This window comes from Amycolatopsis sp., assembly GCF_035546795.1.
GTDB lineage: Bacteria > Actinomycetota > Actinomycetes > Mycobacteriales > Pseudonocardiaceae > Amycolatopsis_E.
The window spans coordinates 67,380-82,188 of record NZ_DASZWC010000020.1 but is presented as its reverse complement, the minus strand read 5'-3'; the positions used below and the strand labels follow the sequence as shown (position 1 = coordinate 82,188).

Below are 14,809 nucleotides of genomic sequence, written 5' to 3'. Positions count from 1 at the left end.
CATGAACGCCATCGCCGGACTGGCCGACGAATTCGTGGAAGCGCTGTTCGATGACGAGCCCTTGTGGCCCGCGGTGCTGGGCCTCGAGTCCAGCCGGGAGGGGCTCGGCGAGCTGACCGAGGACGCCGAAGCGGAACAACGCCGCAAGCTGCTGGAGTTCGTCCGCCGTGCCGAGGCGCTGCAGCCGGACAACGCGCAGGACCGGGTGACCAGGGACGTGCTGATCAGCCAGGCGCGCGGCCACCTCGACCGGCTGGACACGCACGCCGCCGAGTACACGATCACCGACCTGTTCGTTTCGCCGGTGGCGAACCTGCTGATGGTGCTGCCGATGATCGGGTTCGCGGACGAGGCGCAGGCGGAGCTGCACCTGCGCCGGCTGGCCGCGATCCCGCGCTACCTGGAGCAGGCCGCGGACCGGCACCGTGCCGGGCTCGCGTCGGGCCGGGTCCCGGTGGAGCACCTGGTCCGCGCCGCGATCTCGCACCTGGACCGCTATCTCGCCGATCCGGACAACGACCCGTTGCTCCGGCAGCCCGCGCCCAATGACGATTTCGCGCGACGGCGGGCCGAGCTCGTGATGAACACCGTCCGTCCGGCGTTCCGGGCGTACCGGGACGTGCTGGAGAACGAGATCGCCGGGCACGGGCGCCCACTGGACAAGGTCGGGCTGTGCTGGCTTCCCGGCGGCGAAGAGATGTATGCCGCCGCGGCCCGCGCGCACACCACCACCGACCGCACGCCGGACGAGCTGCACGAGACCGGGCTGCGCATCATCCGCGACCTCGCCACCGAATACGCCGAACTGGGCGAGCGCGTCTTCGGCACCACCGACCTGGCCGAGATCCACGAAAAGCTGCGCACCGATCCCTCGCTGCGCTGGAAGGACGCGGACGAGCTGCTGGACACGGCCCGTTCGGCGATCTCCCGCGCCGCGGCCGCGGCGCCGGACTGGTTCGGCCGGATCCCGCCGCACGAGTGGCGGGTGGACGCGGTGCCCGAGGCGGACGGGCCGGGCGCGCCCGCCGCGTACTACCTGCAGCCCGCGGTCGACGGCTCGCGGCCGGGTATCTACTTCGCCAACACCTACGAGGTGACCGAACGGTTCCGGCACACCGCCGAGGTGATCGCCTTCCACGAAGCCATTCCGGGGCACCACTTCCAGCTGTCCACCGCGCTGACCCTGACCGATCTCCCGCTGCTGCGCCGGATCGGGGACTTCACCGCCTTCGCGGAGGGCTGGGGGCTCTACACCGAGCGGCTGGCCCAGGAGATGGGCCTCTACTCCAGCGAGCTGACCCTGCTCGGGATGCTCACGATGGACTCGATGCGCGCCGGGCGCCTCGTCGTGGACACCGGGTTGCACGCGAAGGGCTGGAGCCGGGCCCAGGCGGTGGACTTCCTGCGGGAGAACACCCCGATGCCGCAGGTCGAGATCGACGCGGAGGTCGACCGCTACATCGCCTATCCGGGCCAGGCGCTGGCCTACATGGTGGGGCGGCTGGAGATCCTCCGGATCCGCGGCAAGGCCGAGCGCGCGCTGGGCGCGTCCTTCGACATCCGCGCGTTCCACGATCTGGTGCTGGGCGGCGGTTCCCTGCCGTTGTCGGTGCTGGACGCCGTGGTCACCGAATGGGCGGCCTGAGCATGCGCGAGTTCGAGATGATCGACGATCTCGCCGGCGAGCTGACCGCGCTGGACTTCGAGCGCGATCCGCTGCGGGCGTCGCTGCTCGGTTTGCCGGGCGCGCACGACAAACTGCCCGATCCGAGTGCCGCCGCGGAGCAGCGATTCCGTGCGTGCTACCTGGACCTGGCCGAGCGTGCGGAGCGGGCCGAGGGCGATCCGGTGACCAGGGGCGTCGTCGTCGGCCAGGCCAGGGCGGTGATCGACCTGCTCGACTCGCGGCTGCCCGAGTTCGCGGTGAGCGACGCTTTCGCCGCGCCCGTGCAGGTCGTCCTGCTGACCCTGCCGTCGATCACCCTCGACGACGCCGAGCGGGCGCGCGGGTTCCTGGCCAGGCTCGCCGCCATACCGTCCTTTGTGGACGCGGTGATCGAGCGGCAGCGCGGGGAGCCGGCGCCGCCGGATTTCCTGGTGGACGCGGCGATCACGTACTTCGACCGGCATCTCGGCGACCCGGCCAACGATCCGTTGCGGCTCGGGCCGGACGAGGCGGAACGGGACAGGCTGCTCGCCGAGGTGGTCCGGCCCGCGATCGCGCGGTACCGGGATTTCCTTGCCACCGAAGTGAAACCGCGTGCGCTGCCGTCGGACAGGCCGGGGATGTGCTGGCAGCCGGGTGGTGCCGAGCGGTACGACATGCTGATCCGTGCGCACACCACCACTTCCCGGGACGCGCGGGAGCTGCACGAGACCGGGCTGGGGCTCATCAAGGCGCTGGCCGCCGAGTACCGCGAACTGGGCTCGCGCGTGTTCGCCACCACCGGCCTGGCGGAGATCTTCGACCGCCTGCGCACCGATCCGGCGCTGCGGTGGGAGAGCGCCGAGGAGCTGCTGGACTCCGCGCGCGCCGCCATCCGGAACGCGGAAGCCGTTGCGCCGCAATGGTTCCTTACCCTTCCGGAACAGAAATGCGAGGTGCGCCCCGTCCCGCCGGCGGAGGCCGAGGTCGGCACCATCGCCTACTACGTCGAGCCCGCGCTCGACGGCTCGCGGCCCGGGGTCTACTACGCCAACACTTTCCGTGCCGAGGAACGGTTCCGGCAGACCAGTGAGGCGATCGCGTTCCACGAAGCCGTGCCAGGGCACCATTTCCAGCTCTCGCTCGCGCTCGGCCTGGCCGAACTCCCGTTGCTGCGGCGGATCGCGGAGATCAACGCGTACACCGAAGGCTGGGGCCTGTACGCGGAGCGGCTCGCCGACGAGATGGGCCTGTACTCCGGTGACCTTGCCCGGCTGGGCATGCTCGCGCAGGATTCGATGCGCGCCGGGCGCCTCGTCGTGGACACCGGGCTGCACGCGCTGGGCTGGTCACGGCAGCAGGCGGTGGACTTCCTCCGGGAGAACACGCCGATGGCGCCGCTGGAGATCGAGGCCGAGGTGGACCGGTATGCCGGCTGCCCAGGGCAGGCGTTGTCGTACATGGTGGGAAGACTGGAGATCCAGCGCTTGCGGGCCGAGGCCGAACGCGCGCTCGGGGACGCCTTCGACATCCGCGAGTTCCACGATGTGGTACTCGGCAACGGGATCGTGCCGCTGTCGGTCCTGGACGCGGTGGTGGGCGATTGGGTACACCGCCGTGTAGGGTGAGCGCGGAACTAAGCAAGCGCTCACCTCGGGAGGCGGCAGAGCATGCGCATCGGCACCCAGATCTCGTACGCCGGGGGCTTCGCCGAAAGCGTGGCCGACGTCGTCGAACTGGAGAAGGCCGGGCTGGACATCGTGTCCGTGCCCGAGGCCTACTCGTTCGACGCGGTCAGTCAGCTCGGCTACCTCGCGGCCAGGACCGAACGGGTCGAACTGGCGTCCGGGATCCTGCAGATCTACACCCGCACCCCGACGCTGACCGCGATGACCGCCGCCGGGCTGGACTTCGTCTCCGGCGGCCGGTTCAGCCTGGGCATCGGGGCCTCCGGGCCGCGGGTGATCGAGGGTTTCCACGGCGTGAAGTACGACGCGCCGCTGGGCCGCACCAGGGAGATCGTCCAGATCTGCCGCCAGGTGTGGCGGCGTGAGCGCGTGCAGCACGACGGCCGCTACTACCAGATCCCGCTGCCTGCGGAAAAGGGCACCGGGCTGGGCAAACCGCTGAAGCTGATCAACCACCCGGTGCGCGAGCGCATCCCGATCGTGCTCGCTTCGCTGGGGCCGAAGAACGTGGCGATGACCGCCGAGATCGCCGAGGGCTGGGAGCCGATCTTCTTCTACCCGGAGAAGGCCGCCGACGTGTGGGGCACCTCGCTCGCCGAGGGCAAGGCCAAACGCGACCCGTCGCTGGGCGAGCTGGACGTGGTGGTCGGCGCCCCGCTGGCGATCGGCGAAGACGTCGGGCACATGATCGACTGGATCCGCCCGATGGTGGCGCTCTACGTAGGCGGCATGGGCGCCCGGGGCAAGAACTTCTACAACGAGCTGGCCTGCCGGTACGGCTACGAGGCCGAGGCGAAGAAGATCCAGGACCTTTACCTGGACGGCAAGAAGGACGAGGCCGCCGCCGCGGTCCCCGCCGAGCTGCTGGAGTCGATCTCGCTGATCGGGCCCGCCGGGCACGTCAAGGAGCGCCTGGCCGCGTACGCTGAGGCCGGGGTCACCACGCTGCAGGTCACCCTGCTCGAGCCCGGCCTGGAGCGCCGGGTGCAGCGGATCAGCCAGCTGCGTGAACTGCTCGGCTGAGGCTCACTCCGGGAGCCGCAGGTAGAGGAAGTCGCTCACGCCGATCAGGCCGAGGATCTGGCGGACACCGAGCGGCATCGTCTCGCGGGACTCGTCGTGCACCACCCGCGGGCCGGTCAGCTTGACCGTGCGCCCGCGGGTTTCCAGCTCGCATCCGCCCGCGGCGAGCACATTGCGCACCCAGTCGCTGTCCGGGCCGTAGGTCAGCGCCACCACATACCCTTCCGGATTGCGGAAGGCGTTGACCGGCGTGCGGTACACCTTGCCCGATTTGCGTCCCCGGTGGACCACCCGCGCGAACCCGGGCACCCGCCCGCTCAACGGCCGGGCGATGCGGTTGGTCGCGATCTTGTTGAACCGGGCGACCTTCTTCGAAAGCACCATGGGATTCAGCATAGCGGCACATCTCAACGCTTGCTGAATTTGTTTGCGCGCCGGGTGCCGGTGGAATCCGGAAGGATGCCCGAGCTGCCGGACGTCGAAGGGTTCCGCCGTGTTTTCGCCGAGCACGCGGTGAACCGGAAGGTGACCGGTGTCGACGTGCGCGACTCCGGGGTGCTGCGCGGCGTGACCGGCCGCCGGTTGCGGGAAACCCTTACGGGACAACGGTTTTCCGAGCCGCGAAGGCACGGGAAATGGCTGCTGGTGCCGGTGCGCGGGCGCGACGCGACCATGGTGCTGCACTTCGGGATGACCGGCAGCCTGCACTGGTCGGACGAGGACCCGCACCCGCACCCGCACGACAGGGTGATCTTCGCTTTCCGCGACGGCGAGCTTCGCTACCGTGACCAGCGCAAACTGCAGGGTCTCCGGCTGGCACCGGACGACGACGCGCTGGCCGGGCTGCTGTCCGGCACCGGCCCGGACGCGCTGACCGTCACCCGGAAACAGCTGCGTGACCTGCTGCCGGGCGCTCGTCAGCTCAAGCCCGCGCTGATGGATCAGTCGGTGCTGAGCGGCTTGGGCAACCTGCTGTCCGACGAGATCCTCTGGCGTGCCCGGTTGCATCCCCGGCGCAAGCCCCGGGACCTTGACGACGCCGAGTTCGGCCGGCTGCACAAGGAACTCCGCGCCGTCCTGCGGGCGGCGATCCCCACCGGCCGGGTCCCGCCACGGCCTTCCTGGCTGACCGGACGGCGCGACGACCCTTCCGGTTCCTGCCCGCGATGTGGCACGACGCTGAGTCACGGCCGGGTGGGTGGCCGGAGCACGGTCTGGTGCCCGCACTGCCAGCCGGGTTGACGTTTCCGGAAATTGCGGTATCCCGAAACCATGAGCCAGGACAGGAAGCAGCAGTACCGTATCGACCCCGAACCACCGCTGACGCCGGATTTTCCGCGCTTGCGGCACCCCGACCTGGACGCCGGCGAGACCAAGGACGTCGACGAACCAGCCAACCGCGACGAGATCGAGGTGCCCGGCGAGGAGGACACGCGGAAAGGCAACGCCGTCCCGGAACCCCCGGACTAGCCGCGCCAAACCGCCACCCGGCGACGCGACAGCGAGCCCCCAACGCCCACACCCCGCCATCGAACCGATCCCCAGCGCTGAACGCTGCGCGATCGGGGCTGGGCTCACAGAGCGCGCTCCGCGCGGCCGTTGCTGCCGTCACACATCGCAACCCCCTACGGGCTCTGCCGCTTTCCGGACTCCATCCGCTGCCGCCGCACCGGCGCCCGCCCTGGCGGCTGCTGCGGCGCGGGGCCGGGGTTGATGCCGGGGATGGGCAGCGTGACAGTCTCCTCGGTGACGGTGCAGGCCCGCCCGTGGTGGGTGATCTCCACCGGCTTTCCCGACAGCAGCCGGTAGCTCGCCCGGTCGGCGTGGATCTCCACGGCGAACCGGCTGCCGAGCACGGTCATCCGGAACTCGATCCGGTCCAGCTCCCGCGGCAGCCGTGGCGCGAAGGTGATCTCGCCGTTGTGGTCGCGCATCCCGCCGAACCCGGCCACCACCGCGTTCCAGGCGCCCGCCAGCGAAGCCATGTGCAAGCCGTTGCGCACGTTGTTGTGCACGTCGTGCAGGTCGGTCAGCGCGGCCTCGGCGAGATAGTCGTAGGCCAGCTGCAAATGCCCCACCTCGGCGGCCACCACCGCTTGCGTGCCCGCGGAAAGCGACGAGTCCCGCACTGTCCTCGCCTCGTAGTAGGCGAAGTTGCGCGCCTTCTCCTGCGGGCTGAACGCATCCCCGCACAGGTGCAGCGCCAGCACCAGGTCCGCCTGCTTGACGACCTGCTTGCGGTACAGGTCGAAATACGGGAAATGCAGCAGCAGCGGGTAATCCTCGGCCCGGGTGCCCGCGAAGTCCCAGTCCAGGTGCTCGGTGAACCCTTCGGACTGGGGATGCACGCCGAGTTCGCGGTCGTAGGGGATGAGCATCCGGTCGGCGGCCTGGCGCCACGTGGCGATCTCCGACTCGCCGACGCCCAGCGTGCCGGCCACGCTCGGCAGGCGCTCCGAAGAAGCCGCCGCCTCGCGCAGGTTCCGCCGTGCCATCAGGTTCGTGTACACGTTGTTGTCCGCCACCGCGGAATACTCGTCCGGCCCGGTCACCCCGTCGATGCGGAAGCGGCCGTGTGAGTCGAAATGGCCCAGTGAGATCCACAGCCGCGCCGTCTCGGCGAGCAGTTCCAGGCCGAAGTTCCGCTCGAAGTCGGTGTCCTGGGTGGCCGCGAGGTAGCGGGCCACGGCGTCGGCGATGTCCGCGCTCACATGGAAAGCCGCCGTGCCCGCCGGCCAGTACGCCGAGCATTCCGCGCCGTTGATGGAACGCCACGGGAAGGCCGCGCCGCGCAAGCCCAGCTGCGCCGCCCTCTCCCGCGCTTTGTCCAAAGTGGAGTGACGCCAGCGCAGCGCGTCCCGTGCGGCCTCGGGCATGGTGTAGGTCAGTACCGGCAGCACGAAGGATTCGCTGTCCCAGAAGGCATGTCCGTCATAACCGGGCCCGGTCAGCCCCTTGCCGGGGATCGCCCGGCTCTCGCCGCGGGCCCCGGCCTGCAGGATGTGGAACAACGCGAACCTGGTGGCCTGCTGCAGTTCCGGGTCACCGTCCAGCTCGATGTCCGCGGTGGCCCAGAAATCGTCGAGGAACTCGCGCTGTTCGGCCAGGAGCCCGTCCCAGCCGGTCTGCACGGCGCCCGCCAGCGCGGCGTCCACCTGGGAGCGCAGCGCCGGGGCCGAGCGCTGCTGCGACCAGCCGTAAGTGAGGAATTTGGTCAGCCGCAAGCGTTTCCCGCGCGGCACGTCCACCGCGACGGTCAGCCGGGCCAGGTCGTCCTCGGCGCTGATCGTGGTACGCAGCCCGTCCGGGCATTCGATCTGGTGGTCCATCGCCGCGGCCAGCCGCAGCCCGGACCGGTTCGTCTGGTGCACCAGCACCGCGCGGTAGTCCTCGGCGAAGGAGAACTCCGCGCTCAGCGGGCTTTGCAGCGCGGCGGCCACCCGCGGGTCGCTGGTGTCGGACTCGATCGGCTCGTTGGCCAGCAGGTCCGACTGCAGCACCAGCTGCATGTCGTCGTCCATCGGCTCGACCTCGTACCGGATCGCGACGACGGCGCGCTGGGTGAACGACACCAGCCGCTGCGTGCGCACCCGCACCTCGCGGCCGGTGGGGGAGACCCATTCCGTGGTGCGGGTGAGCGTGCCGGTCCGGAAGTCGAGCACCCGGTCGTGCGCGACCGCGGTGCCGTAGCGCATGTCGAACGGCTCGTCCTCGACCAGCAGCCGGATGATCTTGCCGTCGGTCACGTTGACCACCGTCTGCCCGGCTTCCGGGTAGCCGTAACCGGCCTCGGCGTAAGGGAGTTCGTGCTCCTCGTAGAAACCGTTGAGGTAGGTGCCCGGGAGGCCGCGCGGCTCGCCCTCCTCCAGCGTGCCGCGCACCCCGATGTGCCCGTTGCCGAGCGCGAAGGTGGATTCGGTGCGCTGCAGCTGGTCCACGGCCAGGCCGCGCCAGCGCAGCTCCCACGGCGCGGTCTCGTATCCGTCGGCAGGCAGGTTCACGGACGTTCTCCCAGCAGTTCGGCGAGGTCGTCCACGACGACGTCGGCTCCGTGTTCGCGCAGCTCCGCAGCCTGGCCGGCGCGGTTGACTCCGACCACATAGCCGAAGTTACCCGCCCGGCCCGCCTGCACACCGGCCAGCGCGTCCTCGAAGACGGCGGCGTGTTCAGGCGCGACGCCGAGTGCTTTCGCCCCGGCGAGGAACGAGTCGGGCGCCGGTTTCCCGCGCAGTTTCTGGTCCCTGATCACGTTGCCGTCGATGCGGGCCTCGACGAACTTCGTCAGGTTTCCCGCTTCGAGTACGGCTTTTCCGTTCGCCGACGACGTGACGACCGCGATCTTCAACCCGGCTCGCCTGGCGGCTTCGAGATAACGCGCCGAACCCGGATAGGGATCGACCCCGCGCTCGTCGATGATGCGCAGCACCAGTTCGTTCTTGCGGTTGCCGAGGCCGTTGACGGTGGCCGCGTCGGGCTTGTCGTCCGGACTGCCTTCGGGTAGCCGGATTCCACGCGAGGAAAGGAATTCCCGCACCCCGTCGGCGCGTGGACGGCCGTCCACGTGCTGGATGTAGTCCTCGTCGGTGAACGGTGCGAAGTCCGCGCCGTCCCGTTCGCGCAGGAACGCGTCGAACGTCTTTTTCCACGCTTCGCGGTGCAGCGCCGCCGTCCCGGTCAACACGCCGTCGAGGTCGAACAGACAGGCGGAAATGGCTTCCGGCAACCCGATCATGCCGTGCACGGTACCCGCGATCAGCCCGCCGCGCCGTGGGTGTTCACGGGACGCGCGGTGCGCCCTCAGGGTGCGGGCGGACGTGGTGGATCAGGTCGTGGATCGTGGCGTCGGCCAGCCGGTAACGCACGATCCGCCCGGTGCGCGTGCCGGTGACCAGCCCGTGCGCGCGCAGCAGGCGCAACGCCTGGGAGACCGCCGTGTCGGTCATCCCGGCGGCGAAGGCGAGGTCGGACACCGAGATCTCGCGTGCGTAGTGGATGCACACCAGCAGGGTCAGCCGGGACGGGTCGGCGAGGATGGAGAACCGGTCGGCCCACTGCTGCAGCACGTCCCGGTCGCCGAGGCCCGCGAGCGCGGCGTCGACGGCTCCGGCGTCGATGGTCCGTCGCTCGTCTCCCATCGGGACATAATCTCACCACGATCACCAATCCGACCGGAGGGTTCGATGACCGGGATCTGGCGCCGCAGTGCGGTCGAGTTGCGCGCCGCGCTCGCCGCGCGGGAGCTGGCGGCACGTGAAGTGGTGCAGGCGCACCTCGACCGTATCGAGCAGGTGAACCCGAAAGTGAACGCCGTCGTGACGCTCGCCGCGGAGCGGGCGCTGCGCGAAGCACACGCGGCCGACGAACTCGCCGCCTCGGGTGCGGAACTGCCGCCGCTGCACGGACTTCCGGTGCTGCACAAGGACACCCACGAGACGGCGGGCATCCGCACCACCTACGGTTCGCCGCTGCGGGCGGATTACGTGCCCGAGCGCGACGAGCTGATCATCGAACGGATGCGCGCGGCCGGGGCGATCAGCCTCGGCAAGACCAACACCCCGGAGTTCGCGGCCGGCTCGCACACCTTCAATACGGTCTTCGGCACGACCAGAAACCCTTACGACACAACCAAATCCGCCGGTGGCAGCAGCGGCGGCGCGGCGGTCGCGCTGGCCTGCGGGATGAGCCCGCTGGCCGAAGGCAGCGACATGGGCGGGTCGCTGCGCAACCCGGCCTCCTTCAACGGTGTGGTGGGGCTTCGGCCTTCGCCGGGCCGGGTGCCGAACGTGCCTGCCCAGCTCGGCTGGACCACGCTCGACGTGAAAGGCCCGATGGCGCGCACGGTCGACGACGTCGCGCTGCTGTTGTCGGTGCTGGCCGGGCCGGACCCGCGCAGCCCGATCGCGCTGGCCGAGCCCGGCGGCACCTTCGCGCGGCCGCTCGAGCGCGACATGACCGGCGTGCGGGTGGCGTGGTCGCCGAACCTGGGCGGGGCGGTGCCGGTGGATTCCGAGGTCGCGGCGGTGGTGGAGGAGTCGGCGCGGGTGTTCGCCGGGCTCGGCTGCGAGGTGGGGCGGGACTGCCCCGATTTCGCCGGGGCCGACGAGGTGTTCCGCACGCTGCGCGCCTGGCAGTTCGAGGTGACCTACGGGCCGCTGATGGAAACCGGGCGGCTCAAGGAGAGCATCCGGTGGAACGTCGAGGCGGGCCGTGCGCTGACCGGCGCCGATCTCGGCCGCGCGGAGGTCCTGCACACCGCGCTGTACCAGCGGATGGTGACGTTCTTCGGCCGGTTCGACCTGCTCCTGCTGCCGGTCAGCCAGGTGCCGCCCTTCGACGCCGGGCTGGAGTACCCGGGCGAGATCGCGGGGGTGGCGATGGAGTCCTATCTGGACTGGATGCGCTCGGCGTACCTGGTCTCGGCCACCGGCTGCCCGGCGATCTCGGTGCCTGCCGGGTTCACCGCCGCCGGGCTGCCGGTCGGCCTGCAGATCGTCGCTGCCCCGCGCGCCGAATTCGCGTTGTTGCAGGCCGCGCGGGCGTTCGAGGGCGCTGTGACGCTTTCCGCGTTCGCGCCTCTTGACTAAGACGCTTGTCATAATCGAGGGTGGGGGGGATGACTGAGACCGTGCCAACGCAGCTCCGGCAGAAGACGATCACCTGGGAGGACCCGCTCGCCGGGGCCGAGCAGGGGATGAAGCTGTCCGGGCTGGAGTACTTGACGGCGATGGCCGAGGGAAAGCTGCCCGCCGCGCCGATCTCCGCGCACCTGGGGATGAGCGTGGTGCACGTCGCCGAGGGCGAGGTCGTCTTCGCCGCGACGCCGGACGAGTCGCTGTACAACCCGATCGGCACCGTGCACGGCGGGGTCGCCGCCACCATGCTCGACTCCGCGGTCGCCTGCGCGGTGCACTCCACGCTGCCCGCGGGTGTCGGCTACACCTCGGTCGAGCTGAAGATCAACTACGTCAAGGCGATCCGCGCCGGTGTGGGCGAGATCCGCGCGACCGGCCGGGTGGTGAAGGCGGGCTCGCGGGTGGCGTTCGCCGAAGGCGACCTGCGCGACGCCGACGGGAACCTGCTCGCGACCGCGTCCAGCACCTGCCTGATCATCCGGCCATGACACCGTCGCGAGAGTTGTGGGTCGTGCTGGAGACGCTGCACGACGTCACGTACTTCACCCCGGAAGCGCGCGCCGCCAACGAATCCGCCGGCCTGCGGGGGTTCTGGCGTGGCTACGTCGCGACGCGCGCGGCTCCGCTGGGCGCGGCCGGGCTGGGCCTGGTGACGGCGGTGTTCCACAACTTCGCGCCCTCGTTCCTCGCCCGTTCCCTGCCCTCGGTATGGGAGAAGGTCTCGCCCGAGCGCGCACTGGCCGCGCGGCTCGAAGGCGCCGTGGCGGCGCTGCGGGCGCATCTCCCGGAGCCGCCGGCCAGGGCGAACGAGCTACTCCGCCGCGCGATGGACGGCCTGTGCTGGGACGGCCGCCCGCTGGGCGCGGCCAACGCGGTCCTGCCGTGGCCCGACGAACCCACGGCCGCGCTGTGGCATGCCGCGACGGCGCTGCGCGAACACCGTGGCGACGGGCACGTGGCCGTCCTGGTTTCGGAAGGGGTCAGCGGGCTGGAGGCCCACGTGCTGCGGGACGCGGCCGACGGCAGCCGTGAGCTGATCATGCCGAACCGCGGGTGGACCGACGAGCAGTGGACCGACGCGGAGCGGAACCTGTGGGCACGCGGCCTGCTCGACGGCGGCGGGCTCACCGACGAAGGCAACCGGTTGCGGGAACACATCGAACACCGCACGGACGCGCTGGCGACTTACGACCTGACCGAGGCCGAGTTCGCCGAGCTGGACGGGCAGCTGCGCCCGGCGGCCCGCGTGCTGGTGCCCGGCGCGGTCCCGCATCCGAACCCCGTCGGCACACCGCGCCCCTGACCTCACCCGACCGAGGCCGAGACGTCGAAGGACAGCCCGCCGTCACCGGCCGACACCCGCACCGACGAACCCGCGCCGAGATCCCCGCGGAGCATGAGCTTCGACAGCTCGTTGTCCACCTCACGCTGGATCGTGCGGCGCATCGGCCGGGCGCCGAACTCGGGCTGATACCCGGCCCGGGCCAGCCACGAGACCGCCTCGGGCGTGAACTCCACGGTGATGCCCTGTGCGTGCGCCCGCCGTTTCGTCCGCTCCAGCAGCAGCGAGGTGATCTCCTCCAGCTGCGCGGCTTCGAGCTTGCGGAACACGATGATCTCGTCGATCCGGTTCAGGAACTCCGGCCGGAACGTCTCGCGCAGCCGCCGCATCAGCCGCTCGCGCAGCGGCTGCTCAGTGTCGCTCTCGTTGGCCGGCGCGAAGCCGAGCGCGCCCTGCGTGCCGCTGACGATCAGCTCCGAGCCGACGTTGCTGGTCATGATCAGCACCGTGTTGCCGAAGTTCACCGTGCGCCCGCGCCCGTCGGTGAGCCTGCCGTCGTCGAGCACCTGCAGCAGGACGTTGAACACCTCCGGATGCGCCTTCTCGATCTCGTCCAGCAGCACCACCGAATACGGCCGCCGCCGCACCGCCTCGGTCAGCTGCCCGGCCTCGTCGTACCCGACGTAACCAGGGGGCGCGCCGATCAACCGCGACACGGTGTGCCGTTCCCCGTACTCGGACATGTCGAGGCGGATCATCCGGTCCTCCTCGCCGAACAACGCTTCGGCCAGCGCCCGCGCCAGCTCGGTCTTGCCGACACCGGTCGGGCCGAGGAACAGGAAGCTGCCGAACGGCCGCCCTGGCTCGGCGAGGCCCGCGCGCGAGCGGCGCACCGCCTCCGCGACCGCTGTCACCGCCTCGTCCTGTCCGATCACCCGCGCGTGCAGGTGTTCTTCCAGGCGTAGCAACCGATCCCGCTCGGCTTCGGTGAGCTGGCTGACCGGCACCCCGGTCTGCCGCGAGACCACCTCGGCGATGTCCTCCGGGGTCACCTCGATCGCGCTGCCGGCCCTGCCATCGGAATCGGCCTGGCGCAGCTGCTCGCGCATCCCCTGGATCTCGTCGCGCAGCTTCGACGCATGCTCGAAGTCCTCTTCGGACACCGCCTGGTCCTTGTCCCTGGACAGCTGCTCCAGCCTGCTTTCCAGCTCCCGCACCTGGTTCGGCCTGCGGCCCGAGCGCAGCCGCACCCGCGCACCCGCCTGGTCGATCAGGTCGATCGCCTTGTCCGGCAGGAACCGGTCGGTCAGATAGCGGTCGGACAGGTCCGCGGCGGCCACCAGCGCCTCGTCGGTGAACCGGATCTGGTGGTGCGCCTCGTACCGGTCCCGCAGCCCGCGCAGGATCTCGATCGTGTCGTCGACGGTGGGCTCGGGCACCAGGATCGGCTGGAACCGGCGCTCCAGCGCGGGATCGTTCTCGATGTGCTGCCGGTATTCGTCCAACGTGGTCGCGCCGACGATGTGCAGCTCACCGCGGGCGAGCGCCGGTTTGAGCATGTTGCCCGCGCCCATCGAGCCCTCCGACGAACCGGCGCCGACCACGGTGTGCAGCTCGTCGATGAACACGATGAGACCGTCCCGGTGCTCGCGGATCTCGTTGAGCAGGTTGGTCATCCGCTCCTCGAAGTCACCGCGGTAGCGGGTGCCGGCCACCATCGCCGTCAGGTCCAGCTGCACCACGCGGCGTTGCGCCAGCGTGTCCGGCACGTCGCCGTCGGCCACGCGCTGCGCCAGGCCCTCGACGATGGCCGTCTTGCCGACCCCGGCCTCGCCGATCAGCACCGGATTGTTCTTGGTGCGCCGGGAAAGCACCTCGACGGTCTGCTCGATTTCGTCGTCGCGCCCGACCACCGGGTCGATCCCGCCTTCACGGGCCTGGGCGGTCAGATCACGCCCGTACTGGTCCAGCGTCGGCGTCCCGGTGTGCTGCTGCCGCGGTTCGTGCCCCTGCGCCGGACCCGGCGACGCGCCCCGGAACGACTCGGGTGTCACGCCGGCGCGGGCCAGGATGCGGCCTGCCTCGGACTGCTGGTTCATCGTCAGCGCGAGCAGGAGGTGCTGCGGCCCGATGTAGGAGGAACCGAGGCCGCGGGCGATGCTGTGCGCGTCCATCAGTGCGCGTTTGGCGCCCGGCGCGAGTGCCGTCGGGGTGCCCGGTTCGCCGGCCTGGCCGAAGGCGCGCGAGAGTTCTTCGGCCAGCTCTTCGGGTTTCGCCCCGGCGTCGGCCAGCAGCTGCCGGGTGGCAGGCACCTGGGTGGCGGCCCACAGCAGATGCTCGGTGCCCACGTCCGGACGGCCACCCTCGGCCGCCTTCGTCGCGGCGGCGGAGATCAGGTCCCTGGCCTGGTCGGTCAGCAGCCGGGTGATGTCCACCGACTGCGGCCGGCCCGGTGGCATCGACTGGCCGAAGAACTGGGCGAGGAACTGGTCGAACGGACTGGAACCGCCCGCGAAGAATCCGGTCATGGTGTCTCCTG

The 14,809-nt window shown here is 70.6% G+C and carries 13 protein-coding genes; 8 read left to right on the top strand and 5 right to left on the bottom strand.

Annotation, left to right across the window (positions count from 1 at the left end; all coding sequences use genetic code 11):
* Position 1: 1 nt before the first annotated feature.
* The 3 genes from VHD82_RS13935 to VHD82_RS13925 are packed head-to-tail and all read left to right on the top strand — an operon-like array spanning position 2 to position 4,356.
* On the top strand, positions 2-1,645 hold the full coding sequence (locus tag VHD82_RS13935; protein WP_325702357.1) for a DUF885 domain-containing protein: 1,644 nt from the start codon (positions 2-4) through the stop codon (positions 1,643-1,645).
* Positions 1,633-3,273, top strand: coding sequence for a DUF885 domain-containing protein (locus VHD82_RS13930; RefSeq protein ID WP_325702354.1), 1,641 nt, complete (start codon positions 1,633-1,635; stop codon positions 3,271-3,273). Before VHD82_RS13935 ends, VHD82_RS13930 begins: the two co-directional genes overlap by 13 nt.
* A 42-nt stretch (positions 3,274-3,315) precedes the next feature.
* Positions 3,316-4,356, top strand: a complete 1,041-nt coding sequence (locus VHD82_RS13925) for an LLM class F420-dependent oxidoreductase (RefSeq protein ID WP_325702352.1) — start codon at positions 3,316-3,318, stop codon at positions 4,354-4,356.
* A 3-nt stretch (positions 4,357-4,359) separates the two neighbouring features.
* Here VHD82_RS13925 and VHD82_RS13920 read toward each other — a convergent pair whose 3' ends face one another.
* Positions 4,360-4,740 carry a nitroreductase family deazaflavin-dependent oxidoreductase gene (locus VHD82_RS13920; protein WP_325702351.1) on the bottom strand — a complete coding sequence of 127 codons (381 nt, stop codon included), beginning with the start codon at positions 4,738-4,740 and terminating at the stop codon, positions 4,360-4,362.
* Between the two features lie 75 nt (positions 4,741-4,815).
* On the opposite strand from VHD82_RS13920, the gene VHD82_RS13915 reads away from it, so the two are divergent.
* On the top strand, positions 4,816-5,598 hold the full coding sequence (locus tag VHD82_RS13915) for an Fpg/Nei family DNA glycosylase (protein WP_325702348.1): 783 nt from the start codon (positions 4,816-4,818) through the stop codon (positions 5,596-5,598).
* A 30-nt stretch (positions 5,599-5,628) separates the two neighbouring features.
* Positions 5,629-5,826, top strand: a complete 198-nt coding sequence (locus tag VHD82_RS13910) for a hypothetical protein (protein WP_325702345.1) — start codon at positions 5,629-5,631, stop codon at positions 5,824-5,826.
* A gap of 155 nt (positions 5,827-5,981) precedes the next feature.
* Here the strand turns inward: VHD82_RS13910 and VHD82_RS13905 are convergent, their stop codons facing one another.
* Genes VHD82_RS13905 through VHD82_RS13895 form a run of 3 tightly spaced genes read right to left on the bottom strand, consistent with a single transcriptional unit; the run spans position 5,982 to position 9,491 of the window.
* The gene (locus tag VHD82_RS13905; RefSeq protein ID WP_325702618.1) at positions 5,982-8,351 is read right to left on the bottom strand and encodes a glycoside hydrolase family 65 protein; all 2,370 of its coding nucleotides are present in this window, start codon (positions 8,349-8,351) and stop codon (positions 5,982-5,984) included.
* 2 nt (positions 8,352-8,353) lie between these two features.
* Positions 8,354-9,088 (bottom strand): beta-phosphoglucomutase family hydrolase, encoded by a 735-nt coding sequence (locus tag VHD82_RS13900; protein WP_325702342.1) that lies wholly within the window; start codon positions 9,086-9,088, stop codon positions 8,354-8,356.
* A gap of 43 nt (positions 9,089-9,131) precedes the next feature.
* On the bottom strand, positions 9,132-9,491 hold the full coding sequence (locus VHD82_RS13895; protein WP_325702339.1) for a metalloregulator ArsR/SmtB family transcription factor: 360 nt from the start codon (positions 9,489-9,491) through the stop codon (positions 9,132-9,134).
* A 45-nt stretch (positions 9,492-9,536) separates the two neighbouring features.
* Here VHD82_RS13895 and VHD82_RS13890 point away from each other — a divergent pair, with 45 nt between their 5' ends.
* Genes VHD82_RS13890 through VHD82_RS13880 form a run of 3 tightly spaced genes read left to right on the top strand, consistent with a single transcriptional unit; the run spans position 9,537 to position 12,291 of the window.
* Positions 9,537-10,940 (top strand): amidase, encoded by a 1,404-nt coding sequence (locus tag VHD82_RS13890; RefSeq protein WP_325702336.1) that lies wholly within the window; start codon positions 9,537-9,539, stop codon positions 10,938-10,940.
* A 29-nt stretch (positions 10,941-10,969) separates the two neighbouring features.
* Positions 10,970-11,476 carry a PaaI family thioesterase gene (locus VHD82_RS13885; protein WP_325702333.1) on the top strand — a complete coding sequence of 169 codons (507 nt, stop codon included), beginning with the start codon at positions 10,970-10,972 and terminating at the stop codon, positions 11,474-11,476.
* Positions 11,473-12,291, top strand: coding sequence for an SCO6745 family protein (locus VHD82_RS13880; RefSeq protein ID WP_325702330.1), 819 nt, complete (start codon positions 11,473-11,475; stop codon positions 12,289-12,291). The genes VHD82_RS13885 and VHD82_RS13880 overlap by 4 nt, the downstream gene beginning before the upstream one ends.
* A gap of 2 nt (positions 12,292-12,293) precedes the next feature.
* Here the strand turns inward: VHD82_RS13880 and VHD82_RS13875 are convergent, their stop codons facing one another.
* A complete protein-coding gene (locus VHD82_RS13875; RefSeq protein WP_325702327.1) occupies positions 12,294-14,798 on the bottom strand; it encodes an ATP-dependent Clp protease ATP-binding subunit in 2,505 nt (834 codons plus the stop codon).
* Positions 14,799-14,809 lie beyond the last annotated feature (11 nt).

What these genes read in the sequence shown, in the direction of transcription:
- VHD82_RS13875 (WP_325702327.1), bottom strand. Translation starts at nt 14,798, where the DNA reads ATGACCGGATTCTTCGCGGGCGGTTCCAGTCCGTTCGACCAGTTCCTC.
- VHD82_RS13900 (WP_325702342.1), bottom strand. Translation starts at nt 9,088, where the DNA reads ATGATCGGGTTGCCGGAAGCCATTTCCGCCTGTCTGTTCGACCTCGAC.
- VHD82_RS13930 (WP_325702354.1), top strand. Translation starts at nt 1,633, where the DNA reads ATGGGCGGCCTGAGCATGCGCGAGTTCGAGATGATCGACGATCTCGCC.
- VHD82_RS13890 (WP_325702336.1), top strand. Translation starts at nt 9,537, where the DNA reads ATGACCGGGATCTGGCGCCGCAGTGCGGTCGAGTTGCGCGCCGCGCTC.
- VHD82_RS13910 (WP_325702345.1), top strand. Translation starts at nt 5,629, where the DNA reads ATGAGCCAGGACAGGAAGCAGCAGTACCGTATCGACCCCGAACCACCG.
- VHD82_RS13925 (WP_325702352.1), top strand. Translation starts at nt 3,316, where the DNA reads ATGCGCATCGGCACCCAGATCTCGTACGCCGGGGGCTTCGCCGAAAGC.
- VHD82_RS13935 (WP_325702357.1), top strand. Translation starts at nt 2, where the DNA reads ATGAACGCCATCGCCGGACTGGCCGACGAATTCGTGGAAGCGCTGTTC.
- VHD82_RS13880 (WP_325702330.1), top strand. Translation starts at nt 11,473, where the DNA reads ATGACACCGTCGCGAGAGTTGTGGGTCGTGCTGGAGACGCTGCACGAC.
- VHD82_RS13895 (WP_325702339.1), bottom strand. Translation starts at nt 9,491, where the DNA reads ATGGGAGACGAGCGACGGACCATCGACGCCGGAGCCGTCGACGCCGCG.
- VHD82_RS13920 (WP_325702351.1), bottom strand. Translation starts at nt 4,740, where the DNA reads ATGGTGCTTTCGAAGAAGGTCGCCCGGTTCAACAAGATCGCGACCAAC.
- VHD82_RS13915 (WP_325702348.1), top strand. Translation starts at nt 4,816, where the DNA reads ATGCCCGAGCTGCCGGACGTCGAAGGGTTCCGCCGTGTTTTCGCCGAG.
- VHD82_RS13885 (WP_325702333.1), top strand. Translation starts at nt 10,970, where the DNA reads ATGACTGAGACCGTGCCAACGCAGCTCCGGCAGAAGACGATCACCTGG.